This is a genomic window from Paenibacillus sp. FSL K6-1230 (genome assembly GCF_038002385.1).
In the GTDB taxonomy this organism is placed as follows: domain Bacteria; phylum Bacillota; class Bacilli; order Paenibacillales; family Paenibacillaceae; genus Paenibacillus; species Paenibacillus massiliensis.
The window spans coordinates 4,616,527-4,633,426 of record NZ_JBBOCK010000001.1 but is presented as its reverse complement, the minus strand read 5'-3'; the positions used below and the strand labels follow the sequence as shown (position 1 = coordinate 4,633,426).

At 49.9% G+C, this 16,900-nt stretch carries 13 protein-coding genes; 12 read left to right on the top strand and 1 reads right to left on the bottom strand.

What is annotated here, in order from left to right; genetic code table 11:
* Positions 1 to 50: 50 nt before the first annotated feature.
* The 6 genes from MKX74_RS20310 (at position 51) to MKX74_RS20285 (ending at position 8,664) form a co-directional block, all read left to right on the top strand.
* Positions 51 to 1,652, top strand: coding sequence for an ABC transporter substrate-binding protein (locus tag MKX74_RS20310; protein WP_341179633.1), 1,602 nt, complete (start codon positions 51 to 53; stop codon positions 1,650 to 1,652).
* Positions 1,653 to 1,666: 14 nt separating this feature from the next.
* Positions 1,667 to 3,091 (top strand): M14 family zinc carboxypeptidase, encoded by a 1,425-nt coding sequence (locus MKX74_RS20305; protein ID WP_341179632.1) that lies wholly within the window; start codon positions 1,667 to 1,669, stop codon positions 3,089 to 3,091.
* A 251-nt stretch (positions 3,092 to 3,342) separates the two neighbouring features.
* Positions 3,343 to 5,001 (top strand): sensor histidine kinase, encoded by a 1,659-nt coding sequence (locus MKX74_RS20300; RefSeq protein WP_341179631.1) that lies wholly within the window; start codon positions 3,343 to 3,345, stop codon positions 4,999 to 5,001.
* A complete protein-coding gene (locus MKX74_RS20295) occupies positions 4,998 to 5,768 on the top strand; it encodes a LytR/AlgR family response regulator transcription factor (RefSeq protein ID WP_341179630.1) in 771 nt (256 codons plus the stop codon). The genes MKX74_RS20300 and MKX74_RS20295 overlap by 4 nt, the downstream gene beginning before the upstream one ends.
* Before the next feature lie 231 nt (positions 5,769 to 5,999).
* Entirely contained in the window at positions 6,000 to 7,247 is a 1,248-nt protein-coding gene (locus MKX74_RS20290) for an L-lactate MFS transporter (RefSeq protein WP_341179629.1), read from the top strand.
* 511 nt (positions 7,248 to 7,758) lie between these two features.
* A complete protein-coding gene (locus MKX74_RS20285) occupies positions 7,759 to 8,664 on the top strand; it encodes a serine/threonine protein kinase (protein ID WP_341179628.1) in 906 nt (301 codons plus the stop codon).
* Between the two features lie 209 nt (positions 8,665 to 8,873).
* On the opposite strand, the gene MKX74_RS20280 is transcribed toward MKX74_RS20285, so the two are convergent.
* Positions 8,874 to 10,952: a vWA domain-containing protein gene (locus tag MKX74_RS20280; RefSeq protein ID WP_341179627.1), complete on the bottom strand. Its 2,079-nt coding sequence runs from the start codon at positions 10,950 to 10,952 to the stop codon at positions 8,874 to 8,876.
* 504 nt (positions 10,953 to 11,456) lie between these two features.
* Here MKX74_RS20280 and MKX74_RS20275 point away from each other — a divergent pair.
* The 6 genes from MKX74_RS20275 to MKX74_RS20250 all read left to right on the top strand — a co-directional run bounded on the left by MKX74_RS20275 (position 11,457) and on the right by MKX74_RS20250 (position 16,833).
* The gene (locus tag MKX74_RS20275; RefSeq protein WP_341179626.1) at positions 11,457 to 13,625 is read left to right on the top strand and encodes a transcriptional regulator; all 2,169 of its coding nucleotides are present in this window, start codon (positions 11,457 to 11,459) and stop codon (positions 13,623 to 13,625) included.
* Positions 13,626 to 13,741: 116 nt separating this feature from the next.
* Positions 13,742 to 14,167, top strand: coding sequence for a hypothetical protein (locus MKX74_RS20270; protein WP_018884669.1), 426 nt, complete (start codon positions 13,742 to 13,744; stop codon positions 14,165 to 14,167).
* Between the two features lie 108 nt (positions 14,168 to 14,275).
* The gene (locus MKX74_RS20265; protein ID WP_028590052.1) at positions 14,276 to 14,704 is read left to right on the top strand and encodes a J domain-containing protein; all 429 of its coding nucleotides are present in this window, start codon (positions 14,276 to 14,278) and stop codon (positions 14,702 to 14,704) included.
* A 149-nt stretch (positions 14,705 to 14,853) separates the two neighbouring features.
* Positions 14,854 to 15,396, top strand: a complete 543-nt coding sequence (locus tag MKX74_RS20260; RefSeq protein ID WP_341179625.1) for an FHA domain-containing protein — start codon at positions 14,854 to 14,856, stop codon at positions 15,394 to 15,396.
* A 36-nt stretch (positions 15,397 to 15,432) separates the two neighbouring features.
* Positions 15,433 to 15,957 (top strand): FHA domain-containing protein, encoded by a 525-nt coding sequence (locus MKX74_RS20255; RefSeq protein ID WP_025680709.1) that lies wholly within the window; start codon positions 15,433 to 15,435, stop codon positions 15,955 to 15,957.
* 12 nt (positions 15,958 to 15,969) lie between these two features.
* A complete protein-coding gene (locus MKX74_RS20250; RefSeq protein ID WP_051289737.1) occupies positions 15,970 to 16,833 on the top strand; it encodes a PP2C family protein-serine/threonine phosphatase in 864 nt (287 codons plus the stop codon).
* Positions 16,834 to 16,900 lie beyond the last annotated feature (67 nt).

The following is a 16,900-nucleotide window of genomic DNA, read 5'->3' as shown; positions in this document are numbered from 1 at the left end:
AGCCTTGAATGGCTCTATGTAAAGCTAATAAAAGGAGTGAGGTCTTGAGGATGGGAGCATTGACGATTCGCAATTGGCTGGTAATTGGCATGCTTGTGCTTGTGACAGGCTGCAGTAGTGGGGGCCAAAATGATGAAGCTGGTGAAGTTAGACAAGATGAAAAGTTAGCTGGACCAGGCCGTAGTAACACCGTGGTTGTTGGGATGCCGGGAGAGCCACAGACGTTCAATCCAGATGCGCGTCCAGATGACTATTTCTATGCTCCTGCTCAAAATATCTACAGCCGTCTTATTAAATTAAATAATAATCAAGAAATCATTCCTGATCTGGCCAGGTCATGGACGGTATCTAAGGATGGCAAAGAGATCACTTTCGAGCTGCAGGAGGGAGTCGTCTGGCATGATGGACAGCCGTTCACCTCGCAGGATGTGAAATTTACGCTGGACTCGATTATGGAGCAAAAAGGTGCAGCGGTTGACAATCTGAGCAGCCTTCAATCGGTCCGTACACCAGACCCACACACAGCTATACTCACCCTGAAGCATCCAGATGCAACCTTCCTCGGCTATCTGGCGTGGTATGCTACATTCATTATGCCTGAGCATATCTATCAGGGCGAGCAATGGGATTCAGGCACCCGTATTTCTCCTATCGGTACAGGGCCGTTCAAATTCAAGGAATATACGCCAGGAGTCAAGCTGATTCTGGAGCGCAATGAGCAATATTTTGGTCAAATTCCGTCCGTTGACCGTCTGGTATTCTCCATTATGCCTGATCCTAATACTATGGTACAGGCGTTCTACAACGGTGAGCTAGATATATTCGGTACAGATCCGCCCATCACGGAAGTCACACGCATGGAGGAACGCGGGGATATTAACATTACCAAGAAAGTCTTCCCTTCCAGGTATTATCTCGTCTTCAATACGGCAAAGCCTCCGTTTGACCAGCCAGAGGTCCGTCGAGCTATAGCTTACGCCCTGAATAACGAGGAGATTGTTAACAAAGCAATGAAAGGACAAGGGCAGGCATCGAGTTCCTTCCTGTCACCTGTGTATGCATGGGCGCTGAGTGAGCAGTATAAGCTCCCAGAGTACGATCCGGCAAAAGCACGTCAAATGCTGGAGCAGGCAGGTCTGAAGCCGGATGCGGAAGGCAATTACTTAACAATTAGCTTTAAGCTGTTTCAGGACGGGACATTTTCGGATATGGCGACGGTTATTAAGGATCAGCTTCAGCAGGCAGGCATTCATGTTCAGATCGAGGTGAAGGAGTATGCTGCCTGGCAGGAGGAAGTGGTTCAAGGCCGCAATTATGATATGAGTATGCTGGGAGGCTATCAAGGTCCGGATGTAGGGGCCATTGCCAATCGTGTCAGCACCAGTGGCTCGAACAATATTATGGGATATAGCAATGCAAAATTGGATGAGGCACTCCAACAGGCGGCATTGCTCACTGCTCCAACGGCACGCAAAGTTCATTACGAAGAGGTACAGAGGATATTGTCTGACGATATGCCGATCTATCCAGTCTCGGAGTGGATAAGCATGAATCCGGTACATGAATACGTCAAGGGAGATCCAGCTTCTGCAGAGGCAGTAGGATATACAGGGTTCAGTGAATACAACTATGTGCGCATGATACAAGATTAAAGGAGACGGACCGTATGGTGGATATGAAGCGGATTCTGGAAGGTGTACCTGATTATCAGGCCTTTATGACGGTGGATGAGCTGGACGCGAGTACCCGTAGGTTAGCTGAGGAATACCCAGATGTGGTCAAGGTTTTCGAGGCGGGCGTGTCAAGACAAGGTCATCCCATTCTCGGTTTGTGCATTGGGAACGGCGGACTGAATGCATTATGCTTCGCATGCCCTCATCCTAATGAACCCATTGGGGCCATGAGCATAGAATATTTTTCACGTCTGCTGGCAGAGGATCAAGAGCTGCGGGAGGAACTGGGGTATACGTGGTACATGATCAAATGCATTGATCCTGATGGGACAAGATTGAATGAAGGCTGGTTCAAGGGGCCCTTCAATCTGTACAATTACATGCGCCATTATTTCCGCCCAGTCGGCACCGAGCAGGTGGAATGGACCTTTCCGGTGAAGCATAAGGCTCTGGAGTTTGACAGCCCGTTGCCTGAGACAGAGGTGCTCATGAGACTTATAGAGGAAACAAAGCCCAAATTCATGTATTCCTTGCACAATACAGGCTTTGGGGGCGCTTATTGGTATTTGTCTGAGCCTATGCCGTCTATATACGAAGCTTTGTACGGGGCTACTCGCAGACAGCAGGTACCCATTAGTATGGGGGAGCCCGAATCGCCCTCGGTTATCGAGTATGCCCCTGCGATTTATCATCATTTAAGTGCCGGACAGGCCTACGATTATCTGGAGCAATATGGCGGCAATCCTGCGGCGTTTGATTGTGGAACGAGCAGCGCAGATTACGTTCTGATGCGAACAGGAGATTGTGTGACGCTCCTAACAGAGCTGCCTTATTTTTTTGATCCACGGATAGAAAATGTGAAAGATAGCGAGGTCACAAGGGTTGAGGCCATCCGACAGCATGTTGAACAGAGTCAGAGGGAGCAGCAGAACCTGGAGGATATTCTAAAGAATGTACGTCGATTGCTTCAGAGACACAATCCATTCGCGAAGCTGGTGGAGCAAATATTGCTGCAGGGTGGGCAAGACGGTGCGGCCAAGCTGAAATGGGCTGAGAATCTCCCGGATGCCTATCGTCCCGCGACGGTATCACAGCTGTTCACTAACCTTGAGGTGGCCTCCTTTTATTACGGGCTTGCTCTCGGTCTGGTTATTCGTGCCTGTGAATTCGAGCTAGAGCACCTATCTCGTGGCCCCTTAGAATCTTGTGCAGATGAGGCAGCTCTTCGGGCACTAACGACAGCGAGGCAGAAGGGGCTGGAGAAGCTATGTGAGCTGAGCGAGCAGCTGGAGCAAGCTATGGATTACACAGTCATTCCGATTCAAAAGCTGGTTCGCATTCAGATTGAATGCGGTCTGATTGTATCAGCAGAGGTACGGCATAAGCATGAAGGTTGGAGTACCCAAGAGGATAAGTAATTAATAACATATCGTCAGAAGCTCTTCACAGTGAGCAAATACCGAATATACTCTAAGGATAATACTAGAATATGTAGAAGGATCTCACTTTTAAACAAAAGTCATCATATTAGCATAGCTATAAAGCATAACTAAAATAGGCTGGTCCCTAGCGTTCAGTTCATGCTATGCTTGAGTACAGAAGAAGCCCGTTCCCGACACTACTGGTCAGGGACGGGTTATTAATTGTTGATCCGGGAGGCATCCTTGTAGTGAATGATACATTGGAAATGCTGCTGAAATTGTTCGAGCGGGCCGCACTGCTGCTCATTTGCTTGTTCTTCCTGACCCGTATTCCGCGATTCAAGGAGACCCTGCAACGGGACAAGCATTCGCCTGGGGAGCTTGCGATTCTGACGGCTATCTTTTGCGCGTTCGCCTTGTTCGGTACCTATTCAGGCATTGAAGTAGAAGGCTCGCTCGTGAATGTCAGAATTATTGCAATCATGTCGGGTGGTATTTTGTTCGGTCCTTGGGTGGGAATCATGACTGGACTTGTCTCTGGAGTGCATCGTTACTTGATTGATATTGGAGGAGTGACCTCGATCCCCTGTCTGATTACGAGTATCATGGCCGGGCTGGTATCTGGTGTCATTAATCGACGTGTCCCCAAAGAACGACGCTGGATTGCAGGGATCGCAGTAGGGATGGTCTGTGAGGGGCTCACTATGCTGCTGATCCTGATGATGGCAGAGCCTTATTCATTAGGTATGGACATTGTGTCCAGAATTAGTCTGCCGATGATTATCGGTCAGGTCAGTGTGGGCTTCATCGTGCTCCTCGTGCAGAGTGTGGAGGGGGAGAAGGAGATGATCGCGGCGAGACAAGCCAAGCTTGCTCTGGATATCGCGAATAAGACACTTCCGTATTTCCGGTCCATCAACAGTGAGTCACTGCGAACCATCTGCAGTATCATTAAGCGGGACATCATGGCTGATGCAGTGGCCATCACCGATGCCCATAATGTATTGGCTTATGTAGGCTTCGGAGAGGAGCGCTACCAGAATGGTCATCAGATCGGCAGCGACGTGACCAAAGCAGTCATTCGCAGTGGTCAGATCGCTATCCATAATCATATTGCCGACGATCAGACTCCGCAAATCCAATCGTTGCTGGTCATTCCGCTGCAGGAACGAGGAGAAGTGACGGGCACACTCAAAATTTACTACAAGAAGGCTTACCGTATCACTTATCCGCTGCAGACGATGGCTGTGGGTCTGTCCCAGATCATCTCGACCTTGATGGAGGTATCTCGTGTGGAGCAGATCAAGGCGGAGGCGAACAGAGCGGAGCTGAAGGCACTGCAGACAAAGATCAATCCTCATTTCCTGTTCAATGCGCTCAATGCCATCGCTGCGACGACTCGTACGAGGCCAGACAAGGCCCGTGAGCTCATTATTAATTTGTCTGGATTCTTGCGCTATAATCTGGAGCTGACGGATGAGCGCATTGACATTCAGGTTGCGTTGCAGCAGGTCAAGGATTATGTAGAGATTGAGAAGGCTCGCTTCAGCAGGCTGGAGGTTGAGTACGACCTGGATGAGGTGCATGTCCAGATCCCGAGTCTGCTTATTCAGCCGCTCGTGGAGAATGCCATCAATCACGGGATTCTGAAGAACAGAGGACCAGGATCTGTGAAAATATCCGTCAAGGAGCATGAGAATCATGTGCGCATCAGTGTTCAAGATACAGGAATCGGCATCCCAGAGGAGGTCATCACCAACCTCTATCAGGAGCAGGTGCCTACACAGCAGATTGGACTGTACAATGTGCATCAGCGGGTGAAGCTCATGTATGGGGAAGGACTTGCCATTCGACGTCTATCGCCTGGTACCGAGATTTATTTTGACATTCCAAAGGAGAATTCATGAGAGCGATTATTGTAGAGGACGAGAGACCAGCCCGCGAGGAGCTGGAATACCTGATCAAGACGCACAGCAGTCTGGAGATAACTGCCTGTCTAGAGGATGGGCTTGATGTATTGAAATACCTGCAGGATCATGACATCGACGCCATATTTCTTGACATCAACATCCCCTTCCTCGATGGAATGCTGCTGGCAAGCCATATCAGCAAATTCGCGAAGAAGCCCTATATCATTTTTACTACTGCATATAAAGAGCATGCGGCTCAAGCCTTCGAGCTGGAGGCCTTCGACTATATTCTGAAGCCTTATGATGAGAAGCGAATCGCAGCGATGCTGGCTCGACTGGAGAGTACCTATGCACGTGACCATGCCCTCTTGCCTGAATCCACAGCCGAGGCGGCTCCGAAAGGAACGGCTCAACCTGAGAAGGGCGGAATGGCATCTGCCCGCATGAATCTGTGGAAGAATGAGAACATCATTGTGACGGACATTGATGATATCTATTATGCAGTCGCTAGCGAGAAGGTCACGCTTGTCTACACCCGGAACGAGGAATTTACAATGCCGATGAGCATTTCCGAGTTTCATGGACGATTGCCACAGGGAGTCTTTTTTCGCTGCCATCGCTCCTATACCGTGAATCTATCCAAAATCCGCGAGATCGTACCCTGGTTCAATCATACCTATCTGCTACGACTGACAGATCTGAAGGCAGAAATTCCGGTGAGTCGTAGCAAGGCGAAGGAGTTCCGGCAGTTGATGCAGCTCTGAGTGCATTTCATTCCTGATTTGTGGCATTTCATGCATCAGACAGTCGTAGCTCTTGCTTCAGCGTTATACTGCGGAGGTAAGAGGAATTCGGATACGTGATGATGTATCATCCAGGATAAGCGATGATTGACGAGATTTTCACGGGAAATGATACCGCATTCAGCAGTCATGCAATCAGGGATGGAAGCATTCCTCTTACGAACCGAATTTTGTCGGAAAGAGGAGATGGCTATGACATCCAAGCAAGACAAACGCTGGTTGATAATACTTGGGACGATTATTGTGCAGATGGGTCTGGGCACTATTTATACGTGGAGCCTGTTCAATCAACCGCTCGCTGACCAATTCGGCTGGGAGCTCAGCTCCGTGGCCATTACATTTTCCATTACGAGCTTTGCCTTGGCGTTCGCAACGCTGTTCGCTGGCAAGCTTCAGGAGCGTTGGGGACTGTCACGTCTGATTCTCACGGCAGGACTGGTGCTTGGTGCCGGACTTATGCTTAGCTCGCAGGTGTCCTCACTGCTCGGCTTGTACCTGCTGGCAGGAGTAGTCGTAGGCTATGCCGATGGAACCGCGTATATCACGACCTTATCGAATCTCATCAAATGGTTCCCGGATCGCAAGGGACTCATCTCAGGAGTATCGGTGGGGGCCTATGGCACAGGAAGTCTGTTATTCAAATATATTAACGGAGCCCTGCTACAGCAGGTGGGACCTTCGCAGGCCTTCTTGTTCTGGGGGCTGATCGTGACGGTGATGATTGCAGGCGGTTCATTCCTTATTCGCGAAGCTGCTGTGGCGCCCGCAGCTGCTCCGGGTCAAGCCGCGGTCGGTCGGAATTATACGGTTAAGGAAATGCTGCAGACGAAGCAGGCTTATCTACTGTTCATCATCTTCTTCACAGCCTGCATGAGCGGCCTGTATCTCATTGGTGTCGTGAAGGACATCGGTGTCAGTCTGGCGGGTCTGGATGTGGCGACTGCCGCAAATGCTGTAGCTATGGTAGCTATTTTTAATACCTCAGGTCGCATTATTCTGGGGGCATTATCTGATAAGGTTGGTCGTATGAAGGTAATCGCAGGTACGTTACTCGTTACCGCCATTAGTGTAGGGGTTCTGAGTACCGTACAACTGAATTTCGGACTGTTCTTCGGCTGCGTGGCGGCTATCGCCTTCTGCTTTGGTGGTAATATTACCGTCTTTCCAGCTATCGTGGCAGATTTCTTCGGTCTGAAGCACCAGAGCAAGAATTATGGCATCGTGTATCAGGGCTTCGGACTTGGCGCACTAACGGGATCTTTTCTGGCAGCCTGGCTGGGTGGCTTCGTGCCTACCTTCACAGTAATTGCAGTACTATGCGTGATATCCTTCGTCATTGCCCTATTTTTACAGCCCCCAGGTCAGCGAATACAGCCTAAGGAGAGCCGGGGAAAATCTGGAGCCCTGCGCCGGATGAGACCCGATACGAAGCTGGGATAAGACAACTAGAGATAGAACAAGCGACAAGAGTAATATGTAGATATATAGATAGAGAACATAACAAGTATGTCGAATGAGCGGAAGTGTGGAAATTCAGGTGCTGCTCCCGGAGGCTTTAAGCCCGAGGGTGTAGCTTTTTTGTATACTAGTGGAGGTTGAGGCACAAGCTGTCATCATGCTGCAGACTTCACCCCCACTAAAAAATTCAGCTTAAACTGCCGAAAAAGAATAAGGATAAATGGTTCCATTTTGCACCCAATTGTACCAACTGTAAATTATTGATATGGCATTGCGTTTATTGATGAAGCGGAGTTAGCTGTACCGCTCGGGTTGTAGACCCTCTACACAGTCTTGCACTTGATGTAACTCTGATTACGGATAGCTGCGCGATTGTCAGATAATATTGCTTAGCGCTGTTATTTTTCCTCTTGACTTCCCGGAAGCTGGATGAAAGAATTTGAGGTAACATCAACGGAGGTCAACATCAAATCGCCAAGCGGGAGGACGTGGAATGAATCTGGAGTTGGAAGGGAATGCACTTCCCCGAAATACAAAGCTTCGTCATACATATCAAATTCGCTCGGTGCTGTCAGTCAGTGAGTTGTCGATCATTTATACAGCTAGAAGGCTGAAGGATCGGGAGAAGGTCATTGTCAAAGAATTCTATCCGAACGCTCTGGCTGTTCGAAGTCAGGACAAGCGTACGGTCAGCTGTCCCTCACTGCTGCTGAAGCCGAAATATGCTGAGTTTCTGCAGCACTTCCTGCAGGAGCCTGAAATTCTGCATAGCCTGGAGCATCCGGGAGTTGTCCAATACATCGACCATTTTGAGGAGAACGGTACGGCCTATTGTGTCATGGAATACTGCCCGGGTCATACACTGGATGAATTGATTCGTCTGCAAGGCAAGCAAGCTGATGGAGCCTTCCTGTACAACACCTTGCTGCCGTTAATTGATGCGCTGGACTACGTTCATTCCCAAGGCATCATTCACCGTGACATCAAGCCAGGGAATATTATGGTTCGTGAAGATGGTCAGGTGAAGCTGCTGGACTTCGGCTCGGCTGCTCGCTATGAGCGCAAGGAGCATCCGATCTTCACCTCAGCAGGCTTCTCGCCATTGGAGTTCTATTCGAATCGTTCCCGTCAAGGGCCAGTATCGGACATATACAGTCTGGCTGCCACGATGTATTACTGCTGCAATGGCTCGCCGCCGCCAGATGTCCCTGGTCGGCTGTTCAAGGACAAGCTGGAGCCTATGCGAATGGGCGTGTCCCCACTGCCCTTCGTCATCCGGCGTGGCCTACGTCTGCAAGCAGATAAGCGCTTTCGTTCCCTTCGATGGTTCAAGGCGGCGCTGCGTGCTGAATATCTGCTGCATAGAGGTAGTCCGCGACGTCTGATTTTTCGGGGCTGACCCAAAAAGTATGAAATGGCTGCTGGGGTCAGCCTTATTTTTACATAGGATATACTTAGACTTTCTGCCGCTTTTCCACAATCAGTCCGTCCTCTCCACTGTGCTACAAATGACTAAAAACGCAGAGCAGCGATTCTCCAATAACGGGGAATCGCTGCTCTGTTGACATTTTACGCTTTGTCCCTTGCAATTCGCCCTGCTAGAGCAGGTTATCCTGTCTGAATCAGGATTCCATCAGTATATACATTGGTATTGGGCTTGATAGCCTTATAACGCAACTCAATCTCGGTGGCGCCATCCTCGAAGGTAATATAAAGCTTGTCATTGTATAACAGGACGAGCTTCTTGTTGCGCGCGATTAAGGCCTTGCCATGCTGGACAGCACAGCGAGTATCGTGCTTAAAGATCAGCGAGCCGTCCTTGCCTGCTGTGAAGGTAATACGGGCCGCTTCAGGCAGCGGTTCATGTACATCCAGCAATCGGAACAGCTCCTGCAGCGTCACGGTACGTCCAGGGAAGGAGGTAAGCGGCCAAGATTTGACCGGAATTTCAATTCCACTGGCCGTTGTCAAAAAGTAACCTTCGAGCCTACCGGCGAACTGCGGCTTGGGCCGCAAAAATATATACAGGGCCACTGCAGCAGCAGCTGCAAGGGCTGCAATGATGCTAATCAGCTGTATCGTTGCATACTCGGACTTAACGTGCAATTGAAGAACCGCTGTCGTCGCAGCCCCCTCCGTGTCTGTTGCCGTAATCTCAATGCGGTCTCGACCCGTAGCTGCGAGCAGCAGCGCTGTGCCCGAGATAGACGGCTTTAGCGACGAGCTCTCGCCGGAAGCTGCCAGCGTATACGTTAAGCTATCCTGATTCGCATCCTGAAAATACTCCGATAGCTCAACACGCGCCAAGCCGTCCTGCGTCGTCACAGAAGCATTCAGTTGATCCGCCGCGACTGGAGCTGTATTAACGGCAGTGACTTGATGAATCGTGCTATGTCTGTACAATTGCGGGCTATCCAGTTGAATCTGCCACGTATATTCGCCTGAACGAGGAAATGTATAATCCACTGAGAAGCCCTTGTTCGCAAGTGTCATAGGAATTCGCTCGCTTGTTGGGGCAGCATCCGATGCAGTCGTATTTGTAATGATTAACTCTGCTTGGGCTGCTTTGTAGAGCGCTTCATCCTCCAGCCTTTGCCCCTCCTGATTCAATATATCCAGAGAAAAGGTCGTGGGAGCTCCTTTCAACAGCTCGTTATCGCTATTGCCGCTAGTCCCAGTAACATTAGTGCCCGTACTCTTCACATAGGCATTGGCCTCGAGGAGATAGTTCCCCAGCAGGTTGATTTTGATCAGATCACCACGCTGACCGCGAACCTTGAGACTGAGCTGACCTGGCTTGGGGCGTTCAATCTTCAGAATGGTATAGCGATCAGACAGGTAGCGCCGGATGTTATCCGAACTGGCATACAACTGTGCTTCTCCCACCGGATGCTCAGAGAGCAGGATGAGATTGGCCTCCTCCATACTGGAATCCGGGATATTGACCGTAATTTCCTGTAATGCTCCTGTGGCTGTAATTCCCGCTATAGGAACAAGCTTGGAGCGAATTTGGTCGGCGAAGATGTGATTAAATATCTCAGGCAGATCATCCGCGCTGCTTGTAATAAATGACTTGCCGCCTGTCTCAGTAGCGATGCGTTCCAACTCCTCACGGTTAACGGTTCCCGTATGGTTAAGTCCAATCGTGTAGATGGGATATTGGTTACGCTGCGCTGAATCAATAACGGAGCTGACATCCTTGGCCGAGGCCGCCTTGGTTCGTGGTCCTGAGCTCGGCCCGAAGTCTGTCTCTCCGTCAGAGAGGAGAATCAGAAACGGCTGTCGGCCGTTTTGCGTGCCAGACACAAGTAGCTCGGCCCCCTTTTTCAAGCCAAGTCCAATATCGGTGTAACCTGAGCGATTGAGAGTTGCGATCTCCTGCTGCAATTGATTTTTACGTGAGGTCACGGCAATGGAGGTGAGAGGTCTAGAAGCTACAATCCGGTGATTGTAGGCAACAAAGCCCACTCGGGTGCGATCCGCATCACTCATGTCCATGAACATATTGATCACCTCAGAGGCGATCTCGTCATGATCCGTTTCACGCATGGAATAGCTGGTATCCAGTACGAATACAGCATCATAACCGGAGGAGACAGTATCTGCGTGAGTCTCTTGTGGCCATAAAATCATGCTGCCTGAGAAAAAATAAAAAAACAGTAAAATAGTCACAAACCTCTTTTTCATATTTGTAAACTCTCCTTCCTGTAGAATAAAACCCCATGTACTCCTAAATTACTCAAAAACCCTTATGGACAAAGGAATCTAAAAATAGTAAGTAATTAATTGCTGTGAGAATTACTATATTCTATTCCAAAATAATCCTTTAGTAAGAACAATAGATAACTATCGGCAAATTGTTCCATAAAATGTAGGTGCATCAATAGATTCAGTTCTAATTAACTAGTGGATGTTCGTAATTAGGTAGTGAAATGAGTATTTCTACCCTGTTTCAAGAAGAAAACGCTGAAATTGACAAAAAAATAGGTCTTCCGTTATATTACATTTCACACGAGGAAGAAACTGGAATAGAAGGAATAGTAGGTTTTACTTACTAGTTTTAAGGACCTTCGGCCAGCTTTTCTATGAAATCACAGAGAGGGGAGGAGGCATGAAGGCGCAAGACAGGCCGCAAGTCAGGTCCTGCCTATTAGGACCTGTGGGTAGGTCCAGCCAGATTGCCGACTGCTTATGGAGATTATCTATCAAACGAACCGAACGATGCTATTCGAGGAGATTAATCCAGAGAAGCTGGATTTGATTACGATCGTCGGGGATGTAAAGGGCATTGACAGCTTAAGTGATGACAAGATTAAAGAAATTAACGAGCACCTCCTGGTCCGTAGCTTTGATGAATTTTTGGACAAGTTCTCGCCGACGGTATACTCATTTTTTAATGCTGCCAATCAGAAGGTTGTGTATACGCTTAAAAAGCCGGAGGGTATTGACGAGGATAGCATCTCGGAGATTCGGGTCAATCAGAGTAATGATTTCCTGAAAATGCTGTTCACGCTGATTGATACGAAACGTAGTCAGGGCATTACGAACGTAGATTTCAAGTTCGAGAATCTGCTCGATATGATCTCCCCGAAAAAGGTCATGGATGATATCCGCCAGGTACGCAAGGAGATCCATTATCTGTACGGACAATATGAGCAGTTGGACGATGGCGACCCGAAGAAGCTGGATATGGGCGATAAGCTGAACGGCATGTTCGAGGAAGCCAGTCAGAATTACAACAATGTCATGGCTATGCTTCCGCTGGCCATTGAGGATATCAAGACCCGGCTGCTCCTTGGGGGAGCGCAGGAGGACAATAGCGGTGAAGCCATTCAGATTGGTGTCCTGACCATTGGTGAGGGCGGCGAGCTGAAGATCGTGGAAGCGCCGAAGGCAGACAGCACGGAGCTGATGCTGCTGGATGAGAACGGAACTAACGGATTGACTGAGGTATTCGCAGATGACTACAGCTCGATTACCGAGACGCCATCCGACTATGTGAAGGATCTGGTCGTGCGCACTTTTGTACCGTTACCAGCGGTGCAGAACAAGGTCGATACGGCTATCGAGGTACAGAATTACAATACGTACCTGGAGTTCTACAAGAACGCCAAGGATGATTTTGTCAAAGCCGTTAAGCCATTGGTAGAGAAGATTCTCGGTGTGAAAATGTTCTTCGACCAATATGCAACCAAGAACAAAGGGATGCTCCCTACCATGCTTATCGCGAATAACAAGCCAGATATGCTGGTCAAGAGCAGCAATATTCCGCGTCTGGAGACCTATCTGAATACCGTTAACTCCAAGAATGATTTCTCCGACACGATCTGGTTCGGTATTGTACCTTCGATCGAGATGGAATCGATCGGCAAGGTGAAGGTATCTCGTGAGCGCTTCAAGGGTAATGAGAAGGTCGTCAAGACCGGAGGCTACTCGATGGAGACGCTGTCGATGCTGATGCAGGTCGTTCAGGAATACAAAATTCAGATGTTCTTCAACTTCGAGTCGGGTGAAGACACTACGTTCAACAGCATGGCCACCTCGGGCATCGAACGCTACATTGATAAGTGCGCCCCGCTGGTCCGTCGGGAATACAGTGAGTTCGCCATTCCGTGTGTACCGAACTTCACGATTATTCCGAAGGATAAATCGGGGGTCATCATTGATAGCAAAATGATGCAGACGGATACAGGCGTCACCCTGTCCAAGGAGAAAGAGGACATTCTGAAGCTGTGGATTGAAGGCGTCTATGTCGGTGCTGCCTATGTGGCTGCAGGTCTTGTCGCTGCTTATCAGTGTCCGGAGTATCTGCGAGAATCCTTCAGAACCGTGAACAAGAACTTCCCTGGCGTTCGCTTCGATATTGAAGCAGGAGACAACAGTCTGCGTACCGTAACGACCATGGCGAAGGAGATCACAGGCTTCACGAACAGCATTAAGGATGCGATCAACCGCAAGAACTTTGGCTTCGTATTCTCCTCGGAGAATGCTCAACTGCAGGATAAGGATATCCGTCGTATTACGGTCTATAAGGCCAGAAGCATGGCGCTGTCCGAGGACGGCTTCGATTCTCTCTACAAAACACTGGTCAGCACGTATATAGAGCGGATTCTGCGCTATCAGACCGGTGATTTCAAGCATGAGAATATCGTCCGCTTCTTCAGCAACAATCCAAGTAGTCAGAAGAGCAAGTGGCTGTCGAACCGCGGTTCGGTGAACTCGATCATTCAGGACGGAGACGATATGAGCTTCGTGATTGATGAGAAGAGCAATCTATGCCACATCGACCTGGTCTTCAACGGTAACGTGAAGAACCTGGAGGTCATGATTACGAAGGGGACCAGCGCTGTTAGAGCATGATCCGTACCTTAACCAAGGTGTTAAAGGCAATGCTATCACGGCTTGCCTTTATACATAAATCGAGCGGTCCTTCCGCTCACATCCATTTAACGAAGAGAATCAAGGAGGCCAAACACATGGGATTCAGATTGAAGGTTGAAGGTCAAGAAACAATTGAGCTGGGCTTGGACAACATCAAGACCGTTGTCTATGACACAGACACACCAGATGATTCCAATGCCCGTTCCACAGATGTCGGCTCTACGCTGCGCATCAGCGGCAAGATCATCACAGCTACAGACGGTGACAGTGCAGACGATACGATGAAGCTGGCCTTGTGGTCGCTCGTTCCTGCCGAGAAGGCGGATTGCTACCGTAAAGCTACGCTGGAAGTCATCGCTGCGGACCAAGTGGTTCGTAAAATCTACTTCCCGAATGCATTCGTTGTAGATTACAACGAAAGCTTCGGAGATGAAGAGGGTGTAGGTACCTTCTCGTTGTACATCAAACAGAAGAAGGACAAAACCGAGCTGGCAACCATTGACGGCGGTTATCCGGTATAAGCAAGCTCAGCCGGAAGGCGATAACATGAGAGGCCGCAAGGCCTCTCATGTTGTATTGCCGAGTATACAGCATGATGACCAATGACAGAGAGGGAGTAGACAATTCATATGGACAATTACTATGAGCTGCTCGGTGTCAGCCGGGGTGCTTCGGCGGCGGAGATCAAGAAGGCCTACCGTCAGTTGGCCAAGCGCTATCATCCGGATACCAATCAGGGAAGCCCGGAAGCGGCACGCAGGTTCAAGCAGATACACGAAGCCTATGAGGCCCTGCGTGACGAAGCATCGCGGCAGGCATACGATGCCAAGCTCAAGGGTAGCCCACACCAGGAGCGTGAGGAGAAGGCGGGCGTGAAGTCGGATAGTCGTGCGAAGGCGCCGGATTTCAACCCTGGAAATACGCAGGTGGATTTTGAACGCTTCTTCGGCTTTAATCCGAAGACGGGCGAGGGTACTCCAGGTAAGAAGGCTCCCAAGAAGGAAGCGAACCCGATGGATGTGTCCGACCTGTTCAACCGCTATTTTGGCAAACGATAGCAGGCGGTGTCTGATCCTGATGCAAGGTTAATATCCATAGCATCGGGCAGATGGTATAGCAATAGTGTAGCAACTGAAGCGACGTTGAAGCAGCAGAGGGACTTACGGGAAGCTGCCGACGAGCACAGTAGAGATGGAGGAAGCAATCAGTGCAAGCAAGCAGGAGCAGATGGATTATAGGACTGGATATCGCTGTGTTCGTACTGCTGGCAGCTGTAACGTTTTATACCTTTTTCAGATCAGGCTATGTTGGTCTTAAGATCGGGGTGGCTACCGGTGCCATACTCTGCACGCTGGTCTATCTCGTAGGTAGTATGGTTACAGTAGTACCTGCCCCCAAGCCCGAGAAGCGGGTAGTCTCCAAGCTCGTACAGTTGGACGATGAGGGGGAGCCCGTCAAGGAGTGGTATATCCAGGGCGAGACCGCATTATTGATCGGAAAGATACACGCCAGCAGCGAAGTGGATATTGATCTGTCAGACAGTGAGTATGCCTCGCTGATCAGCAGTGAGCATGCCGTATTAAACCGGGTGGGTGAGAAATGGTTCGTTGAGGATACCGATTCGGCAAACGGTACAGGACTACGCGAGGCAAACAGCAGTCTGACAGATAAGCTGGAGAGTGGAGAGCCACGGCCAATCCACCCTGGAGATCTGCTGTTCATCGCGAATACCCGCTTGTTGATCAAGTAAACACATATCTGAGATAGACAGGAGCAGGATACGAAGATGAGTTTGACAAGATGCCCCAATGGACACATGTTCAGCACACGAAAGCATGGAACCACGTGCCCTTACTGCAATTCGGTGGTGAATCAGGCACCCCCAGCCGAGCCATTGCGCCAAAATCAGGGTGCCCCTGGTGGAGAAGACAAGACGATGCCGTATCTTGGCGAGACGGTGGGCATTCACCCGGTCACAGGCTGGCTGGTATGCATAGAAGGTGCTCAGATCGGTCAGGATTACCGGATTATGGCTGAGAAGAATTTCATTGGCCGGGCTGAGGAAATGCACATCCGCGTCATTGGTGACAATACCATTTCCCGCAAAAATCATGCCGTGATCGTCTACGATCCCAAGAAACGCAATTTCTACCTGCTGCCGGGAGATTCCTCGGGGCTGGCTTATCACAACAACGAAGCGGTCTACTCTCCGGCCGAGCTAGCCGCCTATGATGTCATTCAGCTTGGGCGAAGCAAATTCATATTCATTCCGCTCTGCGGCCCTCATTTTGAATGGGAGAACAACAATTAGGACGGAAGTGAGATCGTGCAGGAATTGCAGGGATTAAGTCCATATACCGTGGTTCTGATTGCAGGCGTGCTGATTCTGGTACTGCTGCTGCTGCGCTGGAGCATAGCGCGAAGCAGGCCGAAGCAGACGCCTCCAGTCGAGGAGAGTGGCGTACAGATCGGGAATGGTCAGACAATCGGCAGTCGGAGTGAGCAGGACGATTACTTTGCCAGCATGACCACCCCGGTAGGCACGCTGGCGCTTGTCGCTGATGGAATCAGCGGCATGGCGAATGGCCGAATGTCGAGCACGCTCGCGGTGACCACATTCATGAAAGAATACGCCAAGGTGACAAGACCGGAGGAGATCATAACCTATCTTGATCGGACTGCAGGGGTCGTGAATCGCAATATCTTGCAGCAGCTGAATGGTCAAGGGGGGGGCACAACGCTTGCCGTCGTGGTACTGGTCGAGAACAAGCTGTATTACGGTGCAGTGGGTGACAGCATGATTACCATTTACCGGAACGGGGAGTTCGTACCTGTCAATTCCAAGCATACAGCTGAGGTGCTGCTGGAAGAGAAGGTGCTGGCTGGACAGATGACGGCTGAGGAAGCAAAGGACAGCCCGGTCCGTTACCATCTCATCAACTATTTGGGGTATGAGGGATTCAGCAGTATGGAGATTGCGGATACACCGCTTGAGCTCCTTCCAGGTGATCATGTGCTGGTATGCAGCGATGGCATTCATGAAGCGTTAACGGAAATTGAGCTAGAGACAATTATGCGTAAGGGACTGCCACCGCAGGACAGCGCGGAGCAGATCATTGAGGCTGTACACCGCAAGGGGCTGAAGCATCAAGATAATGCTACGGTCATTCTGCTAAGTGGTGGGTGAAGAGACAGCTAGGTGAGCATTTTGCATCGATTCGACTGGGGGCTCCAATCCATTCTCATGGATGCTC